Annotated in this window: 22 protein-coding genes; 16 read left to right on the top strand and 6 right to left on the bottom strand. The window is 35.2% G+C overall.

Features of this window, described 5'->3' with window-relative positions; all coding sequences use genetic code 11:
- Window positions 1-214: 214 nt before the first annotated feature.
- From CIGNP103_RS03745 to CIGNP103_RS03765, 5 genes are all read left to right on the top strand, one after another.
- Window positions 215-913 (top strand): helix-turn-helix transcriptional regulator, encoded by a 699-nt coding sequence (locus tag CIGNP103_RS03745; protein WP_086268610.1) that lies wholly within the window; start codon window positions 215-217, stop codon window positions 911-913.
- A gap of 28 nt (window positions 914-941) precedes the next feature.
- A complete protein-coding gene (locus CIGNP103_RS08385) occupies window positions 942-1,115 on the top strand; it encodes a WYL domain-containing protein (RefSeq protein ID WP_086268611.1) in 174 nt (57 codons plus the stop codon).
- A 43-nt stretch (window positions 1,116-1,158) separates the two neighbouring features.
- Window positions 1,159-1,914: a uracil-DNA glycosylase family protein gene (locus tag CIGNP103_RS03755; RefSeq protein ID WP_086241560.1), complete on the top strand. Its 756-nt coding sequence runs from the start codon at window positions 1,159-1,161 to the stop codon at window positions 1,912-1,914.
- Window positions 1,915-2,547: 633 nt separating this feature from the next.
- Window positions 2,548-2,991, top strand: a complete 444-nt coding sequence (locus tag CIGNP103_RS03760) for a low molecular weight protein-tyrosine-phosphatase (protein ID WP_086241559.1) — start codon at window positions 2,548-2,550, stop codon at window positions 2,989-2,991.
- The gene (locus CIGNP103_RS03765) at window positions 2,988-3,521 is read left to right on the top strand and encodes a GNAT family N-acetyltransferase (RefSeq protein ID WP_086268612.1); all 534 of its coding nucleotides are present in this window, start codon (window positions 2,988-2,990) and stop codon (window positions 3,519-3,521) included. Before CIGNP103_RS03760 ends, CIGNP103_RS03765 begins: the two co-directional genes overlap by 4 nt.
- Window positions 3,522-3,566: 45 nt before the next feature.
- Here the strand turns inward: CIGNP103_RS03765 and CIGNP103_RS03770 are convergent, their stop codons facing one another.
- The gene (locus CIGNP103_RS03770) at window positions 3,567-3,941 is read right to left on the bottom strand and encodes a group III truncated hemoglobin (RefSeq protein WP_086229611.1); all 375 of its coding nucleotides are present in this window, start codon (window positions 3,939-3,941) and stop codon (window positions 3,567-3,569) included.
- 21 nt (window positions 3,942-3,962) lie between these two features.
- Entirely contained in the window at window positions 3,963-5,033 is a 1,071-nt protein-coding gene (locus CIGNP103_RS03775; protein WP_086229610.1) for an Mrp/NBP35 family ATP-binding protein, read from the bottom strand.
- 85 nt (window positions 5,034-5,118) lie between these two features.
- Here CIGNP103_RS03775 and CIGNP103_RS03780 point away from each other — a divergent pair, with 85 nt between their 5' ends.
- Together CIGNP103_RS03780 and CIGNP103_RS03785 are read left to right on the top strand one after the other, a co-directional pair.
- Complete coding sequence (locus CIGNP103_RS03780; RefSeq protein WP_086268613.1) at window positions 5,119-6,858, top strand: bifunctional chorismate-binding protein/class IV aminotransferase; 1,740 nt, start codon at window positions 5,119-5,121, stop codon at window positions 6,856-6,858.
- The gene (locus CIGNP103_RS03785) at window positions 6,855-7,430 is read left to right on the top strand and encodes an anthranilate synthase component II (protein WP_086268614.1); all 576 of its coding nucleotides are present in this window, start codon (window positions 6,855-6,857) and stop codon (window positions 7,428-7,430) included. The genes CIGNP103_RS03780 and CIGNP103_RS03785 overlap by 4 nt, the downstream gene beginning before the upstream one ends.
- On the opposite strand, the gene CIGNP103_RS03790 is transcribed toward CIGNP103_RS03785, so the two are convergent.
- Window positions 7,422-8,408, bottom strand: coding sequence for a YeiH family protein (locus tag CIGNP103_RS03790; protein WP_086268615.1), 987 nt, complete (start codon window positions 8,406-8,408; stop codon window positions 7,422-7,424). The two genes, CIGNP103_RS03785 and CIGNP103_RS03790, sit on opposite strands and share 9 nt — an antisense overlap.
- Window positions 8,389-9,750 carry a phosphomethylpyrimidine synthase ThiC gene (gene thiC / locus CIGNP103_RS03795; protein WP_086226618.1) on the bottom strand — a complete coding sequence of 454 codons (1,362 nt, stop codon included), beginning with the start codon at window positions 9,748-9,750 and terminating at the stop codon, window positions 8,389-8,391. Before thiC ends, CIGNP103_RS03790 begins: the two co-directional genes overlap by 20 nt.
- 383 nt (window positions 9,751-10,133) lie before the next feature.
- On the opposite strand from thiC, the gene CIGNP103_RS03800 reads away from it, so the two are divergent.
- From CIGNP103_RS03800 to CIGNP103_RS03835, 8 genes are all read left to right on the top strand, one after another.
- Window positions 10,134-11,249: a bifunctional 2-C-methyl-D-erythritol 4-phosphate cytidylyltransferase/2-C-methyl-D-erythritol 2,4-cyclodiphosphate synthase gene (locus tag CIGNP103_RS03800; protein ID WP_086229606.1), complete on the top strand. Its 1,116-nt coding sequence runs from the start codon at window positions 10,134-10,136 to the stop codon at window positions 11,247-11,249.
- On the top strand, window positions 11,246-12,118 hold the full coding sequence (locus CIGNP103_RS03805) for a response regulator (protein ID WP_086226616.1): 873 nt from the start codon (window positions 11,246-11,248) through the stop codon (window positions 12,116-12,118). The genes CIGNP103_RS03800 and CIGNP103_RS03805 overlap by 4 nt, the downstream gene beginning before the upstream one ends.
- Entirely contained in the window at window positions 12,096-13,274 is a 1,179-nt protein-coding gene (locus CIGNP103_RS03810; protein WP_086238486.1) for a sulfate adenylyltransferase, read from the top strand. The genes CIGNP103_RS03805 and CIGNP103_RS03810 overlap by 23 nt, the downstream gene beginning before the upstream one ends.
- Window positions 13,275-13,282: 8 nt before the next feature.
- On the top strand, window positions 13,283-13,777 hold the full coding sequence (locus CIGNP103_RS03815; RefSeq protein ID WP_086226614.1) for a phosphatidylglycerophosphatase A family protein: 495 nt from the start codon (window positions 13,283-13,285) through the stop codon (window positions 13,775-13,777).
- 78 nt (window positions 13,778-13,855) lie between these two features.
- Window positions 13,856-15,220 carry a nicotinate phosphoribosyltransferase gene (locus CIGNP103_RS03820; RefSeq protein WP_086228643.1) on the top strand — a complete coding sequence of 455 codons (1,365 nt, stop codon included), beginning with the start codon at window positions 13,856-13,858 and terminating at the stop codon, window positions 15,218-15,220.
- A gap of 27 nt (window positions 15,221-15,247) precedes the next feature.
- Window positions 15,248-16,270, top strand: a complete 1,023-nt coding sequence (locus CIGNP103_RS03825) for a ribonucleotide-diphosphate reductase subunit beta (RefSeq protein WP_086229602.1) — start codon at window positions 15,248-15,250, stop codon at window positions 16,268-16,270.
- The gene (locus tag CIGNP103_RS03830; protein ID WP_086229601.1) at window positions 16,260-16,916 is read left to right on the top strand and encodes a carbon-nitrogen hydrolase family protein; all 657 of its coding nucleotides are present in this window, start codon (window positions 16,260-16,262) and stop codon (window positions 16,914-16,916) included. Before CIGNP103_RS03825 ends, CIGNP103_RS03830 begins: the two co-directional genes overlap by 11 nt.
- On the top strand, window positions 16,916-17,551 hold the full coding sequence (locus CIGNP103_RS03835) for a protein-L-isoaspartate(D-aspartate) O-methyltransferase (RefSeq protein ID WP_086241552.1): 636 nt from the start codon (window positions 16,916-16,918) through the stop codon (window positions 17,549-17,551). Before CIGNP103_RS03830 ends, CIGNP103_RS03835 begins: the two co-directional genes overlap by 1 nt.
- A 197-nt stretch (window positions 17,552-17,748) precedes the next feature.
- Here CIGNP103_RS03835 and CIGNP103_RS03840 read toward each other — a convergent pair whose 3' ends face one another.
- Together CIGNP103_RS03840 and CIGNP103_RS08120 are read right to left on the bottom strand one after the other, a co-directional pair.
- Window positions 17,749-18,123, bottom strand: coding sequence for a type II toxin-antitoxin system death-on-curing family toxin (locus CIGNP103_RS03840; RefSeq protein WP_086241551.1), 375 nt, complete (start codon window positions 18,121-18,123; stop codon window positions 17,749-17,751).
- Entirely contained in the window at window positions 18,123-18,284 is a 162-nt protein-coding gene (locus tag CIGNP103_RS08120) for a hypothetical protein (protein ID WP_179187366.1), read from the bottom strand. Before CIGNP103_RS08120 ends, CIGNP103_RS03840 begins: the two co-directional genes overlap by 1 nt.
- 215 nt (window positions 18,285-18,499) lie before the next feature.
- Here CIGNP103_RS08120 and CIGNP103_RS03845 point away from each other — a divergent pair, with 215 nt between their 5' ends.
- Window positions 18,500-22,657 carry a S8 family serine peptidase gene (locus tag CIGNP103_RS03845; RefSeq protein WP_086268616.1) on the top strand — a complete coding sequence of 1,386 codons (4,158 nt, stop codon included), beginning with the start codon at window positions 18,500-18,502 and terminating at the stop codon, window positions 22,655-22,657.
- Window positions 22,658-22,742: the final 85 nt, after the last annotated feature.

The following is a 22,742-nucleotide window of genomic DNA, read 5'->3' on the forward strand; positions in this document are numbered from 1 at the left end:
ACCTTTATTTTTAAAATATTTTGCTGTAACATGGCTTAAAGCGTTAATGCGCTAATGTAGTCAAGGCGGACTGCAAACATAGGGAGATATAGGTTCAACTCCTGCTTAGTGCTTTACTTTTTTACTCTTGGCTACTTTTCTTGTTTTTGTTATCTTACAAGTTTGAAATATATCATTATTATGTTAGAATTTTGAAAATTAAAAAAGGCAAAGCATGAAAGAAATACAAAAAGAACCAAATGAGCGTTTTTGGCGCATAAATGAAATCTGTAAGCTAATCGTAAAAACTCCACTTAGCACCAGCCAAATCGCAGACAAGCTAGGAGTGAGCGAGCGCACCATCCAGCGTGATTTAAATGGCGTTCTAGTCAAATACGGAGCTGTGCGAAATGGTAGGCTGTGGAGCATAGATGAGAGTAAAATTGACCCAAAAGACGAAAATCAAATCATCCTAGCCGTGCTTGATAAAATGGCAAAAAATGTAGGGGCTGAGTTCTACTCAAAGGCTCATGGTTTGCTAAAAGGTATAAGCGAAGGGCTAAATCATCCGATTTTTGTAAGTCTAAGCGCTGAGAAGCTAGGGAAAAAAGACATTGAGCTAATAGAAAACCTAGAGAGTGTCATCGCAAGTCGCAATGAAATAGAACTACTGTATTTTAGTAAAACTCACAGACTCTCGCCTATTAAAATTGCGCTATTTGATGGCTTTTGGTATCTGCTTACAATGGCTGGTGAAAAGCTTAAGAAATTTCACCTAAAAAGTATAAAAGAGATAAAAATTCTACCTAGTAAATTTAAGATAGATGAGAGCCTAGAAAACCGCATTAAAAGTGCTAATTCGGCTTGGTTTGACCCTGAGAAAAGCTTTATCGTAAGGCTATGGATAGATAAAGTGGTCAAAAAAATACTTTGAGCGAAAACCACTGCCAAATCAACAAATAATGTGTGAGAACGAAGATGGCAGTATAGAAATAGAAGTTCAAATCACACATATAATGGAGATAAAACCGCTTGTTTTTTATTACCTGCCGCATATCAAAGTTATAGAGCCTAGCAGTCTAGCCGATGATATACTAGCGGAGATGGAGAGGTATATAAAAGAAATAAGGGGTTAGTTTTGTTTGTTATAATTACTAAAGTGCTTAGAAAAGGCAAAAAATGAAAGATAAAAAACAAAAGTATTTATCCCTTATAGAACGAGCAAGACAAAATTACGAATATAAAAAACACGCAAATTTCAAGTGGTGTGATGAGTGTAAAAAAGCAATAAACCTATGGACTTATTGGCAAGGTCTAGGCTATGAAATAGATACTCCAAAAATAAGTATCTTGCTTGTGGGGCAAGACTGGGGCAATACAGATTTTGACAGTGGAAAAACACTAGAAAACATTTCTAAGATAAATTCACTAAGTCCAAATGAATATGAAAAGATACAATATTTAGATAGTTTAAAACCTTTTGTAACTGATAAAAATTTAGTAGAATTATTTGCCAGCATCGGCTATCCTAATATAGACAAAAAGCGATATAGCGATTTATTTTTTACAAACATTTCGCTAGGATATCGCAAAATAAATACTTCAGCACACATTACAAAAGCCGAAATTTCTACAGATAAAGAGATTTTTAAAGAGCTTGTAGAAATTCTAGAGCCCAAATATATCATAGCTCTTGGCAAGATGACTTATGAGATTATTTTAGAAGCATTAGAGCTTGAAGTACCAAAAATTGCATCATTTAATCATTTTATTGTAACACAAAATGGCTTAAAATATAACAAAAGCAAAATCTATGTTGTAGCGCACCCTGGCGGAATGGGTAGTGCAAATAGAAAAAAGGGTGATAAAAGCAATAAAACTAGCATTGAGCTACAAAAAGAAGATTGGATAAAAATATTTTTTAATACGACATAAAAGTGTCTGTTTTGATATATATAATTCCTTTCAAATCCTATTGTCTGATGAAAGCAAATACTACGGTGAATTAGTTGATGAAAGGGTAAAAAAGGCGACTATGAATACGAGCTTTGCGGATATAAGCTTGTTGATGATGCGGATGATGATTTTGAGTTTTGGAGTGCTTATATCTCTAAATGATGACTTTTGAGGTACCAGTAAAATATCTCTCTCGTATTGAAAAAAGTGATGATTAAAAAATCATGCCTTTATGAAGAGGGCGAGATCGCTTTATCAAAAGTTATTTTAATGTTTTAAATGATTTTTACAACAGATAATAAATAGTCTGCAATTCTAGCTAGAATTATGATATAAAAGCAAATATAGAACTAGGGAATTCTAGAATTCCCTAGAATTATAATGTTAGTTTTGTTATAATTCACAAAACAATTTTAATTATAAATTAAGGAAATATTTTGGTTTTACAAACTTTTTGGCTAGAAATGGTGGCAGAATTCTAGAATTCTTAAAAAATTAAAATTGGAATGATATAAAAATGTATAAATGGAAAGATGGCTATCCGCCACATTCATCATACAAAAGCAACAAAATCAAAATAATTGATTTTAAAATAAAATATAAGAGGTCTTAATGGTTAAATCAATTTTATTTGTATGTCTTGGTAATATTTGTCGCTCGCCTTTGGCTGAAGGCATCGCAAGAAAGGCAGCCAAAGAGCGTGGCTTGGATATTTTGATAGATTCGGCAGGGACTAGCAATTATCATATATCAGAGCCGCCAGATAGTCGCTCTATAAGGATCGGGCGGCAAAATGGAGTTGATATCTCTATGCTAAAAGGTAGGCAAATTGATAGGAGTGATTCTAAATTTGATTTGATTATAGCGATGGATAAGCAAAATTATGATAATATTTTGCGTTTAAAGCTTGGCAATAAGGTAGCTTTGATGGGGGATTTTGGGCTTAATGGGGCTGAAATTCCAGATCCGTATTATGGTGATATGAGTGATTTTCAAAGCGTTTATAATATGCTTAAAAATGCGATAAATACGATGTTTGATGAGGTTTGTAAATGAGCTTGGATTGTAGATTAGTTGATGTAAATAGCGATATTTTTATAGATATTTTAAGGCTAAATTCAGAAGTTTTCCCTTCAAATGAGCTATTAGCACCAATAAATTTATCTAATAACATATATGCAAATGATGAAAATCTATCTATTTTCTCTTTTTATAATGATAATGAGTTTGTAGGTTATGCTGCTATATATAGCTATGAAAATATATCTTATTTAGCATTTTTAGCAGTTTGTGTTAAGTATCAAGGGCGCGGTTTTGGTGGTTTAATTTTAGAAATTTTAAAATCAAATTTTAGCCAAATCGTCTTAGAGATTGAGAGTTTAGATCCAAAAGCTACTGATTACTTACAAAGAGTCAAACGCAGTAAATTTTATAACAATCACGGATTTAAAGATTCTGGTTATAAAATATCATATTGCAAAATGACCTATAGTATTTATAGTAATTTTGAGTTTGATTCCAAGCAATTTATAGATATGTTTAATCTATTTAAGAGCAAAAATTATTTTGATTTTAAATTTGAATAGCAGATAATATTTAGCTATATCCAGCCAAATTTGGCTGGATATAATTTATGAGTATAAAACCGATTTAAATCTATTTGCGATCATTTGAGCGCGCATTAAGATCATATCAGCAATTTCAGGCTCATAAATGCTATCTAAGCTCTCTTTAAACAAATTTAGCCAATTATCAAAATATTCAGGCGGAAATGGATCAAGATTCATATGGGCTTGCATAGGATTGCCTCTAAATTCGCTCTGACCTATGAGCATCCCTTTCCAAAATTCACCAATCTTAGCTTTATGAGCGTCCCACGCCTCTTCGCTTGTGCCGATTTTGTTATTAAATATCTCGCCAAGACCGCTCTCATCTTCTCTAATAGCTTCATAAAAGCTCTCCATAAGCTTAGCAATGCTCTCGTTTGTGATCTCTTTGTATTTCATTTTTTATCCTTTCAAATTTGATTAATGACAGCCAGATCTACTCATATCAGGCTGAATAGCTGAGTTATCAGCACCGCCGTTTGCGTTGATATCTTCTATAATCTCCCATAGCTTTGTAGCGGCCTCTTCATATCTTTTAGCGCTAATTGAATTTGGCTCATAAAAGCTAACTGGCCTTCCGCTATCACCACCTATTCTAACAGATGGTTCTATAGGAATTTGGGCTAGTATCGTGGTATCATACTCACTAGCTAAAGCATCAGCTCCACCCTTGCCAAATATATCATACTCTTTGCCATTATCAGGGCAGATAAATCCACTCATATTCTCTATCACGCCAGCCACTGGAATATGGAGCTTTTCGAACATATCAAGGCTTCTAGCGGAGTCATCTAGGGCGACTGTTTGCGGAGTTGTAACGCAAATTCCAGCTGTTACTGGCACGCTTTGGGCTAGGGTGATTTGTGCATCGCCGGTGCCTGGAGGCATATCAAGAAGCAAGATATCTAGCTCTCCCCACTCAACTTCATTTAAAAGCTGAGTTATAGCCTTCATAATCATAGCGCCACGCCACATTAATCCTTGACCCTCTTCTATCAAAAGCCCCATGCTCATCATCTCGATTCCGTGAGTTTGAAGTGGCTTTAACTTTTGGCCTATGACTTCGGGCTGTTTGCCTTGGACACCTAGCATTCTTGGGATATTTGGCCCATAGATATCAGCGTCTAATAGCCCTACTTTTTTGCCTTGTTTGGCTAGGCTAATGGCTAAATTTAAAGTAGTTGTGGATTTACCTACGCCACCTTTGCCGCTGCTTACCATTACGAAGTTTTTAATCTGTGGGGCGATATTTTTGCCGCTTTGTGAATTTGATTGCTGGGTTTGAGGTTTTGGGGCGATGATCTCTATCTCTTTGTTTAAATTTAGCTTTTCTATCTCATTTTTGATAGTTTGAGCGACTTCAGGTTTGGCTGAGGTGATCTCTACTATGATCTTTGGATCTGTGGATTTAACAAAGCCAAATTCTACAATGCTCTTTTTAAAGCCTGGGTAAATCACGCTTTTTAGTCTGTCTAGAATTTTTTCATCCATTTTTAGTCCTTTTTAAAATTTAGGTATATTAGCTAAAAATTATAAATCTTTGGCTAAAATTTTTTAAATTAAAATAGAGAATTATATGAGTGAATTTAGCATTTTTGGTAAATATTTATATCGTGATTTAAAAAGCGAATTTATCTGCTTTAATAAAGATGAGCTTAATCAAGCTTTAAAAACTATACAAAAGATAAAAAATTTATATTTTGTAGGTTATATAATTTATGATATTAGCAAAACAGCGTCAAATTACCCTATAGCGCACTTTAAAGGTTATAAAAATAAAGAGATTTTCAAACCTAAAAAAAGCTTTGAATTCTCTATATTTAAGCCATATTTTTATCCGCAAATTGTAAAAAATTTATCCAAAAAAGAGTATGAAAAAGCATTTAATCAAATAAAAGATGAATTAGCCAGTGGCAATAGTTATCAAATAAATTTCACAAATGAACTACAAATATCCACCAAAGCTAGTAGCAAGGAGATTATAACCTCACTTTTAAGTAGGCAAAAGAGTAGATATTTTGGCTATTTTAAGAGTGAATTTTGTGAGATAATATCATTTTCGCCAGAGCTGTTTTTTAAATTAAAAGGCAAGAAAATCACCTTTGCGCCTATGAAAGGCACTATAAAACGGGGTCAAAATAAAGATGAAGATAGGGTTTTAAAAAATAAGCTTAAAAACGACCCAAAAAATAGAAGTGAAAATTTGATGATAGTTGATTTGCTCCGTAATGATATGAGTAAGATTATCAAAATTGGCTCATTAAAGCTAAAAGAGCCGATGAAAATCATCAAGCTAAAAACGCTATTTCAAGCGATTTCGCCGCTTAAAGCAAGGCTTAAGAGCAGAAATTTAAATAAGATTTTTGAAGCGGTTTATCCTTGTGGGTCGATTACTGGTGCGCCAAAACTTGCCACAATGCGTATTATAGAGCGTTTAGAAGCTAGAGATCGTGGGGTTTATTGCGGTGCGATGGGGGTGATTAGTGATAAAAGGGCGGAATTTAGCGTGCCGATTAGAACGCTTCAGAAATGGGCTAAAGATGAATATTATAGATATGGCGTTGGGAGTGGCGTGGTATGGGACTCAAAGTGCGATGATGAATTTGCTGAATTGGAGCTAAAAAGTAGCTTTTTAAGACCAAAAATTGAATTTAATCTTTTTGAGACTATGTTGCTATGTGGAGATAAGATATTTTTGTTACAAAATCACTTAAAAAGATTGATAAATAGTGCTAGATTGCTAGGATTTAAATTGCCTATGGGATTTGAGCTTTGCGAGATGGATGAAGAGAGATTGAAATTTAGCGATATAGTTGGTGGGATTAATGGCGGATTTGAGAGTATAGATAAATTTACAGATATTTTTGCTAATTTAAGGGCTGATAATGTGGATTTAAGAGTGAATTTAACCCTTAATAAAAATGGCGAATATCAGATAACTCAAACTCAAATTCCCCCACTTAAATCCCATAAAATCGCAATTAGCCAAAACCGCCTAAACTCTTGTAATGATCTATTGTATCACAAAACCACGCTAAGAGATGAGCGGATTATAGATGATGGGCTTTTTGATATTTTTTATCTTAATGAAAGAGATGAGCTATGCGAGGGGAGTCGCTCAAATATCGTCTTAAATATCGGTGGTGAGCTATTAACACCAAAATTAGATTGTGGTATGCTAGATGGGACTTTGCGCAAAAGGCTACTGAAATTTGGCGAGATAAAAGAGGCGATTTTGGGTTTAGATGATTTAAAAAATGCTAAAGAAATTTACGCTATTAACTCACTTCGTGGCGCTATCAAGGTGGAGTTATGAGAGTTTTACTAATAGATAATTACGACTCATTTACCTATAATATAGTCTATTATTTAAAGGAGTTAGGAACCAAAGTCAAGGTAGTCAAAAATGATTTTGCTAAAGCCAAAAAAGCTATAAAATATGCTAATAAATTTGATAAAATCATCATTTCGCCAGGCTTTGGCACGCCTGATGATTCTGGAGTTTGTATGGATATTATCAAGGCTCTTGGGACTAAAAAGCAGATTTTAGGTATATGCTTAGGTCATCAATGTTTGGCTAAGGCTTTTGGCGCAGAAGTGGTGCGGATGCCACGCCCTTTTCATGGAGTGAGCGTGGAGTGTGAATTTAAAAAATCCACGCTTTTTAAAGGGGTGAAAAAGCCATTAAAAATCGCTTTGTACAACTCATTGCGAGTTGTAAATACGGCTGAATTTGATATCTTAGCGGATATAAAAGTGGAGAATAAAAGCATTATAATGGCTATCAAACATAAAAAATATAGTTGCTATGGGGTGCAGTTTCACCCTGAGTCTATATTACAAGCTCAAGGTAAAAAGATATTAAAAAATTTCTTAAATTTAAAATAGCAAATTTGCTAAGACAAAAGCCAAAACAATAAGCCACAAAAATATCAAACTAGAAGCGATAAATACCTTTAAATTAGCATTTTTCAAAGCTTTTTTGGTGATTGTAAGCCCTAGAGCGCTCATCGCAACACTAAGCAAGAAATTATCAATTAAAGATATGAATTCTCTAACTTGCGGATTTATAAATCCAGAGCAGAGCAACGCTACAAAAAACCATAGAGCAAAATATGGGAAATTCGCCCTAATGCTTGATTTTTCGCCGATGAAAAATCCACTAGCAAGGCTTAAAATTATCAAAAATGGCGCTAGCATTAGAACTCTTAGCATTTTTATTATAATTGCGTTATTGGCTACTACTTCATTATAGGCACTAGCACCAGCTACATGCGCTACTTCGTGTAAGCTAGCACCGATTATAAATCCAGCTTTGAGATTTTGAGCTTCACTAAGGACAAATGGATATACAAACATCCCTAAACTACCAAATATCACAACCGAGCAAAGTGCGATGGCCACGGCGTTTGGTGAAGCTTTAACAATACTTTGAGTAGCCATCAAAGCAGCCGCACCGCAGATGCTAGATCCAGAGCTTATTAAGACTGAAAGTTTCTTATCAATACCAAAAATACGACAGATAAAATATCCAACAATAAAACTACTAAAAACAATGATAAAAGCGCTTAAAATCCCAGCATAGCCGATACTAAGCGCATCATCAAGGCTGATTTTAAATCCATATAAGACAATGCCTAGTCTTAGAATTTGCTTTGTAGATATAGCCAAAATCCCACTTCTAGCTATCAAATTCGCACTTTTTTGGCTACTATTGGCTAAAATAGCACCCAAAATCACAGCAATTATCAAAGCGCTAATCCCAAAAGCACTTAAAAAATTCGCTAATAAAATAGATATCGCCGCTAAAATTATCAAGATAGTAGCGGCGTAAATTTTCCTTGTTTTATATATCTTTGCTCTCATTTGTAGGGTAGCTTTCACAGCTAGTTTTGGCTATCTCTTGGCTAATTTTATAAGCGCAAAATTTCGGCCCACACATAGAGCAAAACTCAGCTTCTTTAAAGACATCTTGAGGCAAGCTCTCATCATGAAGCTCTCTAGCCTTATCAGGATCTAGGGCTAATTCAAATTGTTTATTCCACTCAAATTTATATCTAGCGTCGCTCATAGCGTGATCTCTATCGATCGCTCCTGGTCTATTAAGGGCGATATCAGCAGAGTGGGCAGCGATTTTGTGTGCTATTATCCCATCTCTTACATCTTTTGCGTTTGGTAGGCCTAAATGCTCTTTTGGCGTTACATAGCATAGCATACTAGCACCATGATATGCAGCCATAGTCCCACCAATAGCACTTGTGATATGATCATATCCAGCGCCTATATCAGTTGGAAGTGGCCCAAGGATATAAAATGGCGCGTCATCACAAAGTCTTTGCTCCTCTTTCATATTAAATTCAATCTGATTAAATGGCACATGGCCAGGGCCTTCTACCATTACTTGGACATTTTTAGCCCAGGCTCTTCTAGTTAGATTGCCAAGCTCTTTAAGCTCAGCCATTTGAGCCGCGTCACTCGCATCAGCCAAGCAGCCAGGACGCAAGCTATCACCCAAAGATAGAGCCACATCATATTTAGCACAGATATCGCATATATCATCAAAGGCTGTGTGGAATGGATTTTCTTTGTGATGTTTCATCATCCAACTAGCCATCAAGCTACCGCCACGGCTGACAATTCCCATTTTGCGTTTAGCCACTAATGGCATAAACTCAAGCAAAAATCCAGCGTGGATAGTAAAGTAGCTAACGCCTTGTTTAGCCTGTTTTTCGATACAATCTAGCATAATTTGTGGTGTGAGATTGTCTAAATCCTTGATATCGTGAATGATTTGGTATATAGGCACGGTGCCAATCGGGACGGTTGAGTTGGCTATTATAGCCTTTCTAATAGCATCTAAATCCCCACCAGTGCTTAGATCCATCACGGTATCGGCTCCATATTTTAAGCATACATTTAGCTTTTCTATCTCTTCATTTATATTGCTGATTATCGCACTTGATCCGATATTTGCGTTGATTTTACAAGTTACAGCTCTGCCTATTGCCATCGGGATTAGATGATGATGATTGATATTTGATGGGATTATGAGCTTTCCACTTGCGACTAGGTCTCGAATTTGGGTTGCTTGAAGCTTTTCTATCTTGGCTACATACTCCATCTCTTCAGTGATTATGCCCTTTTTGGCGTAATACATTTGAGTTGGGGTAGCGTCGTTTTGGCGTTTTTGACACCACTCTTTTCTCATTTATTATCCTTTTTTAAGCGTTTAAAAGTGAATTCTACAATATTTAATTAAATACAAAACAACTCTTAAATAATTTATTCATTTAAATTTGATTTATATAATTTTTTCATTAAATTTAGACTATTTTGAGCTATTTGTGTTACAAATTTAGCTTTTATAATATTGTTGAGTAGAGATTACACATTAAAAAGCTTAAATTTAATATATCTTAAATATAGTTTTTAAGTGGCTTTTGTAAGTAAATTTGGTTTATATTTGATTAAAATATCTATAATTTGGTGATTAACTAGCCAAATTTGGATTAAAATTTATGTTAATTTCAGTCAAATGAAATTTAAAACTATGTATAATTTCGTAACATAATTTTAAATTTAGGATCTATTTTGATTGATATATCTTTAATAATGCTAGGTGCGGGAAGCTCTACAAGGTTTGGATTGCCTGTTAAAAAGCAGTGGCTACGCAGCGGCGATACCCCATTGTGGCTAAAAGCGACTAGAAATATAAGCTCAAATTATAATTTTAAAGAGATTATTGTAGTTAGTAATGAGTGCGAATATATGTCTAAATTCGCTACTAATATCAAATTCATCCAAGGTGGCGCCACTAGGCAAGAGAGCCTTAAAAACGCTCTTAATCATATAAATAGCGATTATGTTATGGTAAGTGATATAGCTAGAGTGGATATAAGTCAAGCTTTGATAAAGCGGTTGATAGATAATGCGAATTTGGCTGATTGTATCGTGCCAGTTCTAAAGGTCAGCGACACAGTTGCTTATGGTAGTGAGTATATAAATAGAGATGAATTAAAGCGAATTCAAACCCCACAACTCTCCAAAACTGCGGTATTAAAAAAGGCTTTAAATAGCGACAAAATTTACACAGATGATAGCTCGGCTATCGCTGCTACCTGCGGTAAGGTATGGTATATTGCTGGTGATGAGAGAGCTAGGAAGCTTACATATAAAGATGATTTGAAGCTTATAAATCTTGATCCGCCTTCATCTGATATATTTTGTGGTAATGGCTTTGATGTTCATGCCTTTTGCGATGGTGATCATCTGAATTTAGGCGGTGTGAGAATAGAATTTGATAGAGCTTTTAAGGCTCATAGCGATGGCGATGTAGCTATACACGCACTTTGTGATGCGATCTTAGGGGCGGCTAGTGCGCCTGATATCGGGCAGTTATTTCCTGATAATGATATGAAATTTAAAGGCATTGACTCTAAAATTTTGCTTGAAAGAAGTGTGGATTTCATCCGTTCTATTGGATTTGAGATTGTAAATGTGGATTTGACTATCATTTGTGAAAAGCCTAAAATCTCTCCATATAAAGATGAGATGGCTCAAACCTTAGCAAGCGTGATGGGTATAAGTAGATTTAGAGTAAATATCAAAGCCACAACAAGCGAGAAGTTAGGTTTTACAGGGCGTAGCGAAGGGGTAGCTGTGATAGCAAATGCGAATTTAAAATATTTTGATTGGACTAGGATATGAGAGTTTTAATAGTAGAAAACGAAATTTACCTAGCTCAAAGTATCGCTAGTAAGTTATCTGAATTTGGCTATAGCTGTGAGATTGCTACTCATACATTTGAGGCTTTAAGGGATGATAAATATGATGTAGTTTTGCTCTCTACTAGCTTTGGGGCTAATGAATTTTATAAGGTTATAGAAAATCACAAAAATTCAATTATAATTTTATTAATTAGCTACATTAGCTCTGATACCGTGCTAAATCCCATTAAAGCTGGGGTGAGTGATTATATCCAAAAGCCATTTATGATAGAAGAGCTTGTTAGAAAGATTAAATTTTTTGAGTCTTTTAAGCGATATGAGACTTTAAATGAAACTTACCGCATTATGCTAGAATCGGCTATGATAGTTAATAAACCAGCTAGCTTAGACCATAAAAAGATTAAGCTACCATTGATTATTAGCTCTAGTAAAATTCAAATTAGCGATGGTTTTGTTTTTAGTTATGCTAAAGAGAGTGGATTAAATTGTAAAATTGTAGATGCTAAGCTTGGCTTTGATATTAAGGCTTTATTGCCAAATAGCTTTATATATATTAGAAATATTGATGAGCTTAGCTTAGATGCAAGGGCTAATATGCTTGATTCTTTGCGAGGTACGCCAACTATCGTTCATAGCGCAAGTGATCATATAGGATTTAATTTTATGATGCTAGGTGAGCCGCGTGCTGCTATGATGAGTGATATATTATCAATTGATGAGTATGTTAAGCAAATGATTTTATTGTATCAAGATATCTTGCCAGATACTGAGATATCAAAAAAACTTGGAATATCACGCAAATCAATATGGGAAAGAAGAAAAAGGCATGATATCTACAGACAGAAGTAATATTATAAATATCAATCAAGATACATATGGCACCTTAGGTCTTATCAAAAATCAAATTTTAGGTAAATTTAAAAGGCTTATGGATGCTAATGAGGCTAAAAGCGTCTATCAAACTGGATATTTTAGAGGTGAGCCTATGCCATATGCTTATACATTTGCTCCATTTGGTAGGCGAAATCAAGCTGTAATTAGAGCTATAAAGCAGGGTCAAAAACTTGAATTTGCACTAAATGGAAATATAGTTGGTCATATGGTTGTCTCATCTGTTTATAAGCTTGAAAATCCTTATAATAGTATTTTTGCTGCTAGAGAGATTGAACTTGATGAAGATAATAAAACAGGTAAATACGCAGTTAGCGGCGAATTTGAAATTTATGATAATAATTTAGCTAAGATTAAAGAAAATGTTCTAAATAGAATAAAGGAAAATAACTATCAAAAAGTAACCGCTCTAATGCTCACAGCTGATCCATTCCACAGACTTCATGAAAGGCTAGTGAGAATGACTATTGATAAGGCTGATATCACTATAATTTTCTTGATTTGTACCCTTGAAAATAGGCGAAATTTGGATTTTAAATTAAGGCTAAAAACCTTAGAATATTTCGTAAGCAATTTCTTGCCTAATGAGCGTGTGGTTATAGTGCCTTTTGAAAATACCTATCTATTTAGCAATCATATAAATCCGGTTTTGGAGTGCTTAGCCGCTTATAACTTTGGTGCGACAAAGTTAGTAGTAGGGCAAAATCACGGCGGTATCGGAATGTTTTATGACCATAATCAACCAAATACAATCTTAGATAGCGTAACAAAAAATTTGGATATAGAGCTTATAGTTATGCCTGAATTGGTCTATTGTAATCAGTGTAGAACGATTGTGAGTATCAAGACTTGTCCGCATGGCCAACACCATCATATCAAGTATAAATCAGATACGCTAAAAGAGCTTTTATTTAGTGGGATTTTGCCGCCTGCGATTTTAATGCGAAAGGAGATTTCAGCTATGATATTAAGCACGCTATTTCCAAATAGATTTGAAAATTTCCAAAAAATTTGTAATGATCTATTCCCTAATGTTGGGTTATTAGAAGATCGCACTCAAAATGATTTTTATCTAGATTTAATGAGTTTATATCAGACTACTTCGCTTACATAAGGATGAAAATGCAAAAGTTATTTGTAACATTTTTTTACTCTGGATTGCTAAGGCCAGCGCCTGGGACTTGGGGTAGCTTGGCTGGGAGTATAGCAGGCGTGGCGATATATTATTATATCGGGCTTGAGACGCTATTTATGGGCAGTATATTGCTATTTTTGGCTAGTATTAGCGTGATTGACTCTTATGAGGCTAAGAGTGGCACACACGATGATAGCTCTATAGTCATTGATGAGGTTGCTGGTGTGTGGGTGGCAATATCTATAGCTTTATCTAGCTGGGAGCAGTTTGGGACGGATAAATTTGGATGGGTTAGTGTGATTTTGGCTTTTGTCTTTTTTCGAATTTTAGATATTACTAAGCCTAGTATCATTGGTAGGCTAGATCGCAATCTCAAAGGCGGTCTTGGCGTAATGAGCGATGATATGGTAGCTGGCGGATTTGCTGGGCTTATCACCGCTGCAGTTGTGGCTATTTTGGTTAAATTTGGTTTAATTATTTAGTGGATTTGTAGTTGATTATGCCCAAAATTCAAATTAAATTTGATAAAATACAAGCCAAATTTTACAAAAGAGGCAGATATGAATCCAATACTAAATACCGATAGTTACAAAATTTCACACTATTTGCAATACCCAAAAGATATTAAATTTATAAGCTCATATATTGAGTCTCGTGGTGGGCGGTGGAATCGCTTGTTATTTTATGGATTACAGATATTTTTGATGGAGTATCTAAGTCAAAAGATAAGCTACGATGATATAGATGAGGCTGATGAGTTTATCAAAGCACATGGGATGAAATGTAATAAAGATGGCTGGAAATATATAGTAGAGCATCATGGTGGGGTTTTGCCTTTAGAGATAGAGGCGGTGGCCGAAGGTAGCATTATACAAACTGAAAATGTCCTTTTACAGATTAAAAATACAGATCCGAATTTAGCGTGGCTTGTGGGGTATTTTGAGACGGCGATTTTGCGTTCAATTTGGTATCCTGTGGCTGTAGCGACTAATAGCTACTTTTGTAAGCAAAATATCTTACATTTTTTAAAAGAGAGCGGAACACCTGAAAATATCGATTTTGCCTTACATGATTTTGGTGCTAGGGGGGTTAGTAGCTTTGAGAGTGCTGGTATTGGTGGGAGCGCTCATATGGTGAATTTCAAAGGCTCTGATACCATCACAGGCGCACTATTTGCCAAAAAATATTATGGTGCGGATATGGCGGCATTTAGCATACCAGCTAGTGAGCATAGCACGATGACTTCATGGGGCAAGGATGGGGAATTTCAAGCTTATGAGAATATGGTACAAAGCTATGGCGATGGGATTTTTGCTTGTGTGATTGATAGCTATGATACCTTAAATGCTATTGATTTGTGGGGCAAACTCTTTGATAAGGTTAAAAAGCTAGGTGGCAAGGTGGTTCTTCGCCCAGATAGTGGCAATCCTGTGACAATGGCTAGTGAGTGTATAGAGAAGATGATGAGCCTAGCAGGATATAGCGTAAATTCCAAAGGTTATAAGGTCTTGCCAGATCATATAAGGCTTATATATGGCGATGGGATAAATCCGCAAAGTATAGAAGATATCTTAAATGAGCTTAAATTTAGAAAAATTAGTAGTGATAATATTGTCTTTGGTATGGGTGGGGCGTTGCTTCAACACTTAAATAGAGATACTCTAAGGTTTGCTATGAAGGTAAATGCCGTAAGTAGCGATGGGATAAAGTGGAGAGATGTATATAAAGATCCAGTTACAGATCCCAAAAAACGCTCAAAATCAGGTCGCTTAGCACTCATTAAAGAGAATGACCTATATAAAACTATAAGATTTGATGAGTTAAATGGTAGGCAAAATTGGCTAACTAAGGTATTTAAAGATGGTGAAATTTTACGCAAATTTAGCTTTGATGATATCAGGGCTAGGGCTAAGGAGTATGATTAATTTATAAATTTAGATAAAGGATAGAAAATGCATAGAAAAAAGATATATAATCCAGCATCAAATGAGACGCTAGGTGAGCGTAAAATTTTTAATGGCAATCCGCATGGGATTTTGAATTTCACAAAGGCCAAATATACTTGGGCGCTTAAACTTTGGGATCTTATGGAGGCAAATACTTGGTTTCCAAAAGAGGTTGATACTACTGATGATGTGCGTGACTATGCTTGTAATCTCACAGCAGCTGAAAAGCGTATGTATGATTTAGTGTGGAGCCAGCTTATCTCTATGGATAGTTTTCAGACAAACAATCTAGCCGATAATATAAACCCATATATAACTGCTCCTGAGATAAATGCTGTTCTAGCCCGTCAAGCCTACGAAGAGGCAAATCACTCTAAAAGCTATGCTGTGATGGTAGAAGCGATCTGTGATAATACAGATTTAATCTATGAGATGGAGAAGCATGATGAGGTTTTAAGGCGTAAAAATGATTATATCTCAAGTGTTTATGAAGAGTTAGCTGGAGAGGTAACTGATGAAAAGCTACTTTTAGCTATGGTAGCAAATCAAATTCTAGAAGGGGTATATTTTTATAGTGGATTTACAGCGATTTATGCTTTGGCAAGGGCTGGAAAGATGCTTGGAAGCGCTCAAATGATAAGGTTTATCCAAAGAGATGAGATAACTCATTTGTTATTATTTCAAAATATGATAAACTCAGTTCGCAAGGAGCGTCCAGATCTATTTACTCCACAAATTGAGGCTAAAATTTATGATATGTTTCAAAAGGCTGGAGCTTTAGAGATTGAATGGGGTAAATATATTACTCAAAATCAAATAATGGGCTTTACAGATGATATAATCGAGCAATATATAAAGTATTTAGTAGATGATAGACTTACATCAATTGGGCTTAAAAAGCTATATAATGTAACTCATCCGATAAAATGGGTTGATGATTTTGCTAAATTTAATGACCAAAAATCAAATTTCTTTGAAAGCAAGGTTACAAATTATAGCAAAGGTAGCCTAAGCTTTGATGATTTCTAATCTTAAAACGCAAGTTTTAAGCTCTTTAGGAGCAGTTCGTAGAGCTAGTGAGCTTTGCGAATTTGCTAGTTCGCTTAAAAGTGGGGATTTAGCGCTTTGTGGTGAGCTGTGTGTTAGCGGCTATGAGAGACTTGATAGGATGTTTTGGCTGGATTTGGATGAAAATTTAGCCAATTTTTTAAAAAGTGGTGCATATCTAGGATATAGCTGCGAGTTTGATGGGTATAATGAGTTTAGGCTTTTAGGTTCAAATGGGCTTGAGTTTAAACAAAGAAAATATAAATTATTTAAGCCAAATGGTGAGGATAAAATTTTTAAATTTGGAAATTTAGATGAGATTTTCATACGAGAAATAGCAGGGATAAAAGTTGGCGTTTTGATCTGTTTTGAGCTTAGATTTATAGATCTTTGGAGTAGATTGCGTGGCGCTGATGTTATACTAGTACCAGCAATGTGGGGGCAAAGCAGGCGTGAGCATTATGAGACTTTATGCAAGGCTTTGGCTCTGCAAAATCGTTGTTACACTTTAGCGTGTAGCGATGTGGATTTGAAATTTAGTGCAGTTTTTGCCCCTGATGGTAGCAAGGCAGATGTGGCTAAATTTGATATTAATTTGATTAAAAAATTTAGAAAAATGGATAGATGATGAATAGTTTAGAAGCAGCAAAATGTCAAAAAATGAGCGATGAGATAGCGAATTTAGTAGAGCTTAGCCCCTTGGTTTATAAGGCCTTTAGCAGTACGCCTAGGACGCCTTTTGTGCCTGTATCTATCAATGCTTTTAAGCTTGATGCGCATCCAATTGGTTCAAATCAGTGGATTAGTTCACCGCTAACTGTAGCTAAGATGACAATGGCACTAGAGGCCGAAAATTGCGATAATATACTAGAAATTGGCTGCGGTAGCGGATATCAAGCGGCGATTTTGGCTAAGATCGCAAGGCGTGTTTTTAGTGTGGAGAGGATTGAGGCGTTGGCAAATTCGGCTAAATCTTTGATGAAAAATTTAGGGATAAATAATGTATTTATACGATTTGATGATGGGAATTTAGGTTGGCGAAGCTATGCGCCTTATGATAGGATTATACTTAGTTGCTTTTGCCAAAGTGTGCCTGATAGGCTATTTAATCAGCTTAAAGATGATGGAATTTTAGTCGCACCAGTAGCTAAGGATAATAAACAATATATCACACAATACAAAAAATCAAATGGCCAAATCATTAGCAAAATTCTAGATGAGTGTGTATTTGTCCCATTGCTTGATGGAACAGAGCAGAGATAAAAAAGGAGTAATATGCCAACTTTAAACTGGGTAGGAAAAGATGAGGTTTTAAGATACAATCCACCTTATCACACGCTAGAGAAAAAAAATATACTTTTAATGTTAAAAATAGTGATAATATGATAATCAAAAGGGGATAATCTACTCTAAAAGCCCTTCTTTTGATTTCATTGTTTATTTCTTTGTTTAGGAGATTTTTAAGTGAGAATTACAGAAAGAATATCTTTTAAATCATCTTTTGATATGGAATTTTCGGCAATCTTAACAACTACATTTTCCATTTTGGTATAATATCGATTTGGGCAATCTAAGCCATTTACTTTAGCAAAATGACAACCAAGATAAATTGCAGCTCTTTTGTTGCCATCTAAAAAAGGATGAAATTTTACACAAGAAAAAATTATATGAGTCATTTTATCCAAAAAAGTTGGATAATAATCATCATTTTGTATCTGCTCTAATGCTGAATTTAGGTATCCTATTTGAGTTTTATTGTATCTTTCTAAACCACCTATTTCACTGATTATATCATCGTGAAAATCAATAGCACATTGCAAATCAAAATAATACATTATTTATCTTTTAAACGCATAAATACGGCTCTAATTTCTGGGTCTTTTAGTTTTTCTAATCCATATTGTCTAGTTTTTTCAAACTCTTCACGAGTAATCATACGAGATGTTTCTTTATTTTTTTTCTCAATATTTTTTTGGGTATTATTTACATTATTCATTCTATCTCCTTATTAGTTTGATTATTATATATTTTCAATATTATAAAATTACTTAAATGGAAATTATATTATGGATATTTGAGCTATACACAAAAGTGGTTTAAAATTTATAATTTTTAATGTAATTTAAATGAATTTAAGCGAATTTAAAGTGATAAAAAGTGATAATTTTAATTATTAGGCAAAATTATTTATCATATTTTTAAGGAAAATTCGTGAAAAAAATCTCAAAAATCACGCTATCATTAGTTTGTGCTTCTGTTTTATTATCAGCTACAAATTCCCTAGCGCAGGCCAATGATAAGGTTTATAGCGTTATAAATCTCCATAATGCCAAAGCAGAAAATCCAAATATAGATGGCAGCGGCGTGGTGGTCGGCGTCGTAGATAGCGTCTTTAATACCAAAAATCCAATAATCCAAAATAAATTGATAAATTCGATAAATAACAGCATAGACCCAGATCGCTTCGCTGGTGGTGATAAGATTACTATGCTTCATGGCACTCAAGTATCATCTCTCATAGTGGGTAATAGTAGCGATCTAATGGGCGTGGCAAATGGTGCGACATTCTACGGCCTAGCATATCTAAATCCAAGCCCATTATACACAGGCGATATAAAAGCCGATATCCAAAAGATGATAGATAGTGACGTAAAGGTGATAAATCATAGCTATGTTAGCAATGGATTTGCTCTTATAAATCGCAAATGGGGCAATGGCCTAGAGGCTATAGCCCCAAATAGCCAAAATAGCAGCGCTATAAGCTATGATGAATTCCAAAAGCTCACACAAAGTGATATAAGTTTGCAAAGGGCTCAAGCCTTAGCTGAACTATCTAAAGAGCAAGGGATATTAAATATCGTTGGCGTAGGAAATGATGGTTTTAGCTCACCTAGGGCGAATTCTGTTTTGCCAAGTTATGATGAGAGCTATCGTGGGCTTTTGACTGTTGGGGGCTTGAACGCTGATAAAATCACTATCCAAAATGACAAGATAACAATCGGTGGAATCACTGATGATGAGTGGAAAGCCGCAGCCGATAAATGGAGCCAAGGCACAGGCAATAAAAAAAGCGGAATAATCCTAAATGAGCTAATTAATAAGCAAGGGATCTATACTTATAGCAATTTTTTTGCTGGATCAGCCTCGCTTTATGGTATTATGGCACCGGCTCAAAACATAGTAACAGCTAATGGTAGATATGGCTATACATATTATGATGCTAATAATGGGTATAAAGAACAAACAGACCTAACCACCACTATCACAGATTCTGGGACTAGCTTCGCTGCGCCACTTGTGAGCGGGGTGGCGGCTTTGGTAGAGCAGAAATTTCCATTTTTAAATGGCTCACAAATCAGCGATATTTTGCTAACTACGGCTAATAAAAATGTAGAGACTCCAAAATTGGTAGTAACCAAAAATGTCGGCAAAACTGGCTTGTCTGAATTTTATAGCATTTTTTATATTGGTCATGAAGTGCCAACAAATGGTAGCGGTATAGACTGGGAACAAGTCAAAAAAGATTTAGTAGCAGCTGGATTTAAATCAAGCCAAAATGATGAAAGCATAGCAAACTATATAATAGAACATTTGTTAAAAAGCGATGCCGATGCTAGCAGTGGTCTCAAAGCAAATTCGGTAGCAGTGATGAAACTAAGCAAAGAAGATTTCATAGGTAGTGGTATCTTGGATGCTAGTAAGGCTCTAAATGGCTTAGCAGCACTAAATATAAATCGCCTAAATCCTAGTGATATACAGAATTTTGATAATAAATATTATGGATTTTATACCATCGATACAAATGGACTAAATGGCACCTTCACAAACAGTATAGATGAGATAAAATGGGATGATAAATACCATCTAAATGACGCTACAAACTCCCTTAAAAGCGATGATAGAGTAAATGTGAATTTATCTACTCTACAAGCTGGATTTATCAAAACTGGCGATGGGACTTTGACATTTAGCCAAAATACTCTAAATTATTATGGCCCTACGATAGCTCGTGGCGGGATTTTGGAATTTGATAGAGTAACAGCGGAGAATTCAGCTCTCTATGCTGATAATGGCGGTCAAATCCTAATATCGGGCGAAACTAACGCTAAGCAAAATCTATACGCTATCAATGGCGGTGAGGCTAGAATAATTGGTATGCTTACTGGTGGCGATGTCTATGCTAGAAATCGTGGTTTGATAAGCGGAACTGGAACAATAGCCAAAAATCTCACCAATGAAAGCGGTATTGTGATGCCTGGTGGCGCCGGGCAAATCGGCGTTTTAAATGTAAATGGCACATATACCCAAAACCAAAATGCAAGCCTACACATAAATTTTAATAACCAAGCAAACTCCGATATCATCGCTATAAACTATGATATCAAGGGCGGAAATTTGGTTTATATCCCGCTTAGTGGGGAGTTTTTCAAAACTGGGCAAGAGATTAAAATTGATTTTGATAAGCTTAGTGAGAATGGAAATTTAGATAAATTTACTAATATCTCAGTCCTAGGTACAAGCACTTTAAATTTTAAACTAAAAGACAATAATACAATAATATCAAGTGAAAATACCAACAATTCTGGAAACCAATCTGGCAACCAATCTGGCAACCAAAACAACAATTCCGGCAACCAATCTGGCAACCAAAACGACAATTCCGGCAACCAATCTGGCAACCAATCCGGTAACCAAAACAACAATTCTGGAAACCAATCTGGAAATCAATCCGGTAACCAAAATAACAATTCCGGCAACAATTCTGGAAATCAATCTGGCAACCAATCCGGTAACCAAAACAACAATTCCGGCAACCAATCCGGCAACCAATCCGGCAACCAAAACGACAATTCCGGCAACCAATCTGGAAATCAAAACAACAATTCTGGCAACAATTCCGGTAACCAATCTGGAAATCAATCCGGTAACCAAAACAACAATTCTGGAAACCAATCCGGTAACCAAAATAACAATTCCGGCAACAATTCTGGAAATCAATCTGGCAACCAAAACAACAATTCCGGCAACCAATCTGGAAATCAATCTGGCAACCAATCTGGAAATCAATCCGGTAACCAAAATAACAATTCTGGAAACAATTCCGGCAACCAATCTGGAAACCAATCTGGAAATCAATCCGGTAACCAAAACAACAATTCCGGCAATAGCAACACTATAATAGTAGAAATAAAAGAAGATGCCTATAAACCTACAAACTCCTCACAAGCGACAAACTTGGCAGTATCTAAGTCATTGATACAGATTAGAAATTCAGCGAATTTAAGCCCAAAATATCAACAATTCTTTACAGAATTAGATACAACAAGCAATAATCGTAAAAAAGAAATTCTATCAAGTGTAAATTCAAAAGATATCTCAAGATCCGCAGGAGAAGCTGCGACCTTCACAGGTAGAACTTTAGGACAACAAACATTACCATTTGCAACTCTTCAAAGTGGCGCTACAAAGGTCGCTACTATAGCTAAGAATTCGAAATTAGCTCTTATAAATAGCGATATGACTGATAGTATGGTCTATGATATCTTAGAGAGTTATAACGCAGCTTTGAGTAAAAGCGAGATTTTCAGTAGGGTTTCATACTCATATTTTAAAGGCGATGACTATAATATCGATACATATTCTGTGAATTTAGGTACCAACAAATGGGTAAGCGATGATGTGAAATTGGGTGCGTTTTTGAACTATTCTCACCAAAAAGGGGATTATGGATTCTCAGATATCACAAGCAAGTTAATATCTGTGGGTTTAGCTGGTTTAAAAGATTTTGGCGATTTTAATTTAATAGCTAGTGTGGATATCGGTATGGGATTTAATGATACTAGTCGTTATATCCTAACCTTAAGCGATGAGTTAAAAGCCGATTATAATAGCTATTTTGTCTCAACTGGGCTTGGTCTATCAAAAGATTTTGAGATAAATGATAGCTTTGTTTGGACGCCGATATCTATGCTAAATTATATATATACTAAGCAAGATGGATTTGAAGAGAGTGGCGGTATATTGGCTAAAGGGTATAAAGATATATCTATAAATAGCTTAAATTTAAGTCTAGGTGGCAATATAGCTTACAATATCGCTACCCAAAACAATCTTTTTGCTACTTTAAATGGCTTTGCCTTTTATACAAGGCGATTAAATAGCGATAGTTTTAGTAGTACAGAGTATTTTGTAGATGCCAAAAATAATCTCTGGACACAAACAACTAAGCTAAATACCGATAGTGTCTATTTTGGTGCTGATGCTAATATCGAAAAGGGTAATAAATTTATAAACTTTTTAGTCTCAAGCGAGATAACCAAAGATACACATAGTATAAATACTGCTATTAGGGCTGGGATTAGATTTTAAGAGTGAAATTATAATTTTATGAAAAGCAATAAGTGGAGAAATTTAGCGATAAATTATAAAAATTTATCGCTACCGGCCTTTAAGC

The organism is Campylobacter sp. P0103 (assembly GCF_002139545.1).
Taxonomy (GTDB): domain Bacteria; phylum Campylobacterota; class Campylobacteria; order Campylobacterales; family Campylobacteraceae; genus Campylobacter; species Campylobacter devanensis.

What these genes read in the sequence shown, in the direction of transcription:
- CIGNP103_RS03745 (WP_086268610.1), top strand. Translation starts at nt 215, where the DNA reads ATGAAAGAAATACAAAAAGAACCAAATGAGCGTTTTTGGCGCATAAAT.
- CIGNP103_RS08385 (WP_086268611.1), top strand. Translation starts at nt 942, where the DNA reads ATGTGTGAGAACGAAGATGGCAGTATAGAAATAGAAGTTCAAATCACA.
- CIGNP103_RS03755 (WP_086241560.1), top strand. Translation starts at nt 1,159, where the DNA reads ATGAAAGATAAAAAACAAAAGTATTTATCCCTTATAGAACGAGCAAGA.
- CIGNP103_RS03760 (WP_086241559.1), top strand. Translation starts at nt 2,548, where the DNA reads ATGGTTAAATCAATTTTATTTGTATGTCTTGGTAATATTTGTCGCTCG.
- CIGNP103_RS03765 (WP_086268612.1), top strand. Translation starts at nt 2,988, where the DNA reads ATGAGCTTGGATTGTAGATTAGTTGATGTAAATAGCGATATTTTTATA.
- CIGNP103_RS03770 (WP_086229611.1), bottom strand. Translation starts at nt 3,941, where the DNA reads ATGAAATACAAAGAGATCACAAACGAGAGCATTGCTAAGCTTATGGAG.
- CIGNP103_RS03775 (WP_086229610.1), bottom strand. Translation starts at nt 5,033, where the DNA reads ATGGATGAAAAAATTCTAGACAGACTAAAAAGCGTGATTTACCCAGGC.
- CIGNP103_RS03780 (WP_086268613.1), top strand. Translation starts at nt 5,119, where the DNA reads ATGAGTGAATTTAGCATTTTTGGTAAATATTTATATCGTGATTTAAAA.
- CIGNP103_RS03785 (WP_086268614.1), top strand. Translation starts at nt 6,855, where the DNA reads ATGAGAGTTTTACTAATAGATAATTACGACTCATTTACCTATAATATA.
- CIGNP103_RS03790 (WP_086268615.1), bottom strand. Translation starts at nt 8,408, where the DNA reads ATGAGAGCAAAGATATATAAAACAAGGAAAATTTACGCCGCTACTATC.
- thiC (WP_086226618.1), bottom strand. Translation starts at nt 9,750, where the DNA reads ATGAGAAAAGAGTGGTGTCAAAAACGCCAAAACGACGCTACCCCAACT.
- CIGNP103_RS03805 (WP_086226616.1), top strand. Translation starts at nt 11,246, where the DNA reads ATGAGAGTTTTAATAGTAGAAAACGAAATTTACCTAGCTCAAAGTATC.
- CIGNP103_RS03810 (WP_086238486.1), top strand. Translation starts at nt 12,096, where the DNA reads ATGATATCTACAGACAGAAGTAATATTATAAATATCAATCAAGATACA.
- CIGNP103_RS03815 (WP_086226614.1), top strand. Translation starts at nt 13,283, where the DNA reads ATGCAAAAGTTATTTGTAACATTTTTTTACTCTGGATTGCTAAGGCCA.
- CIGNP103_RS03820 (WP_086228643.1), top strand. Translation starts at nt 13,856, where the DNA reads ATGAATCCAATACTAAATACCGATAGTTACAAAATTTCACACTATTTG.
- CIGNP103_RS03825 (WP_086229602.1), top strand. Translation starts at nt 15,248, where the DNA reads ATGCATAGAAAAAAGATATATAATCCAGCATCAAATGAGACGCTAGGT.
- CIGNP103_RS03830 (WP_086229601.1), top strand. Translation starts at nt 16,260, where the DNA reads ATGATTTCTAATCTTAAAACGCAAGTTTTAAGCTCTTTAGGAGCAGTT.
- CIGNP103_RS03835 (WP_086241552.1), top strand. Translation starts at nt 16,916, where the DNA reads ATGAATAGTTTAGAAGCAGCAAAATGTCAAAAAATGAGCGATGAGATA.
- CIGNP103_RS03840 (WP_086241551.1), bottom strand. Translation starts at nt 18,123, where the DNA reads ATGTATTATTTTGATTTGCAATGTGCTATTGATTTTCACGATGATATA.
- CIGNP103_RS08120 (WP_179187366.1), bottom strand. Translation starts at nt 18,284, where the DNA reads ATGAATAATGTAAATAATACCCAAAAAAATATTGAGAAAAAAAATAAA.